The organism is Frankia sp. CcWB2 (genome assembly GCF_977927585.1).
This window is the reverse complement of the sequence record NZ_CDWRCM010000019.1, coordinates 1-2,523: the sequence shown is the minus strand read 5'-3', so window position 1 is coordinate 2,523 and position 2,523 is coordinate 1. Positions and strand designations below refer to the sequence as shown.

Genomic DNA, 2,523 nt, shown 5'->3' with positions numbered 1-2,523 from the left:
GCAGGGCCCCGACGGGCCGGTGGGGTTCACCTTCGACGACGACACCGTGCACGCCCTCGTCGGCGGCCAGGCCGGGTCGGGCAAGTCGACGCTGCTCCTCGACGTGATCTACGGGATCGCCGCGCGTTACGGGCCCGACCAGGTCCGCTTCCATCTGCTCGACTTCAAGGAGGGGCTGGAGTTCGCCCAGTTCGCCGCCGGTCCGACGGACCCGTTCTACCTGCCGCATGCCGATACCGTCGGCATCGAGAGCGACCGCGAGTTCGGCGTCGCGGTGCTGCGGGCGGTCCGTGAACAGATGCGCCGCCGCGCCGTGGCGATGCGTGCGGTCGGCGCCCGCGACCTGCGAGGCCTGCGGGCGGCCGACTGGAGCTCGCCCTGGCCGCGGATCATCGTCGTGGTCGACGAGTTCCAGGTGATGCTCACCCCGATGGACTCGGTGGCGCGGGAGGCCGTCGCGCACCTGGAGGTCCTGGCCCGCCAGGGCCGCGCCTACGGGGTCCATCTGCTGCTCGCCAGCCAGACGCTGTCCGGTATCGACGCGCTCGACGCCACCGCCGGCAAGCGTGGTTCGATCTTCGGGCAGTTCGCGTTGCGCGTGGCGCTGCGTACCTCGATCTCGGAGTCGCGGGTCCTGCTGTCCACGGCGAACGAGGCGGCCGGCGCGCTCTCGGGCGTCGGGGAGGCTATCGTCAACCGGCGCAACGGCCATCCTGCGGGCAACGAACTCGTCCGGGTCGCCTTCCCGGATCCGGCGGCGATAGGCGTGCTGCGTGGGCGGCTGGCGGCCACGACCGCGCGCAGTGTGCCGAAGGCAAGGCCCCCGCGGGTCTTCGCTGGTCACGCCCCCGCGGTTCTTGACGACAACCCGATCTACCAGGCGTTGGACGGGCGTCCGGCGCCGACGGCCGTCGAGGCGGCTGCGGCCGAAGCGATCCTCGGCGGCGGTGGCGAGGGCGGTGGCGAAACCGGTCCGAGCCTGCTGCCGGGCAGTGTGTCGCCGGGTCGTGCCTCCGGCTCCGGGGACGGCTCCGAGAACGATGTCGATCCCCTCGCGCTGGTCGGCGTGCCTCTGGACCTCGCGCCGCCCGCGGTCGGGGTACGGCTTGCCGCGTTGCCCGGCCGGCATCTCGCCGTGCTCGGTCCGCTACGTCGGGAGGCGGTCGGCATCCTGCAGGCGGCGGCGGCCAGCGTCGCCGCGCAGGTCCCGGCCGGTGGACTCGTGGTCGAGATCATCGCCGCGGAGCCGATGGCGCTCGCCGCCGCGGAGGTGCTCGCGGCGCGTGTGCGCCGGGCCGGGCATCCCGTTCGGGTCGCCGATGTCACCGGCCTGCGGTCGGTGTTGGCCGGTGCCGCCGACGAGACCCGTGCCCGGGAGGAGTCCGCACTCACCGGCAGCGTGGGCCCGGTCGCGCCGCCGCTGCGGCTCATCGTCGTCTTTGCGATGGACGCCGGCCGGGCCGGGCTGGAAGCGCGTGACCCGGTGACCCGTCGCACCGGACTGGACGACCTGCGCACGCTCACCCGCCGGGGACCGGCGCAGCGCGTGCACCTGCTGGGCTGGTGGCGGGGAGTGTCCCGGCTGGCTGAGGACCTCGGTCCGGGTAACCGGGACGACATCGCCGCGTGGATGGCGGCCGGGGTACCCGGCAGCGACCTGTTCGTCCTGGCCGGACACCGGTCGGTGGCCGGTGGGACCATGCCGAATCGGGCGGTCCTGTTCGACCGGCACGTCCAGGCCGAACCGCGCACCGTGGTGCCGTTCGCGCCGTTGGATCAGGGGTAGCCCGATGTGGACCGACGACGGGGCGGGAACCGACGGCGATGTGGCGGGTGTCGGCGAGGTGGGGATCGACGGCCGAGCAGGCGCCGGGAGAGGACGGAACGGGATCGTGGCTGGATTTGTGCCGGTGGATGCCTCCGATCTCGCCGACCTGTTCGGCGACCCGGACCTTGGTGATCCGGATCTCGCCGACCCGGCCAAGGCGGCGATGCAGTACCGGCGCCTGCTCGGTGCGTCCGACGAGGCCCGGGCCCGGGCCGGCCGCGACGCCCGCGACCGGCGTCAGGGCGGCCGGGCGGCCGCGCGTCGGCACCGGGACGCCGCGCAGGACATCCGGGTCAGGGTCCGCAGCGTCTGGGACCAGGTCGCCGAGCCCCTCGCCCAGTACGGGCTCACCGAGCTCGACCAGCTGCGCTCGGCGGCTGGCGACACCTCGGCCGATGCGGCTGCCGCCGCCCCGCGGGTCGGCCTGGCGAAGAAGGGGACGGCGGATCGCGGCCTCTACCGCGACGGGGGCGGGTACGCCCTGGCCGAACCGGGCGATCGGCGGGGCCGATCGTTGGCACAGGCCGGACGGGAGGCCGACCGCACGGGACGGGGGCTCGCGCGGCAGCGGCACCGGTCGGATGGCCGGCCGCCGGGGGCGGGCCGGGCTGCGCGGGGTCTGTCTCTTATACACATCTCCGAGCCCACGAGACGGACTCCTATCTCGTATGCTGTTTTCGGCTTGAAAAAAAAAA

At 73.9% G+C, this 2,523-nt stretch carries 1 protein-coding gene and 1 pseudogene; both read left to right on the top strand.

Going from position 1 to position 2,523, the window contains the following annotated elements; translation table 11 throughout:
* The coding region (locus ACY45C_RS03810) for an FtsK/SpoIIIE domain-containing protein (RefSeq protein WP_462186262.1) at nucleotides 1-1,786 on the top strand (1,786 nt) is incomplete at its 5' end.
* Nucleotides 1,787-1,892: 106 nt separating this feature from the next.
* A pseudogene (locus ACY45C_RS03805) lies at nucleotides 1,893-2,523 on the top strand (hypothetical protein); the annotation flags it as partial.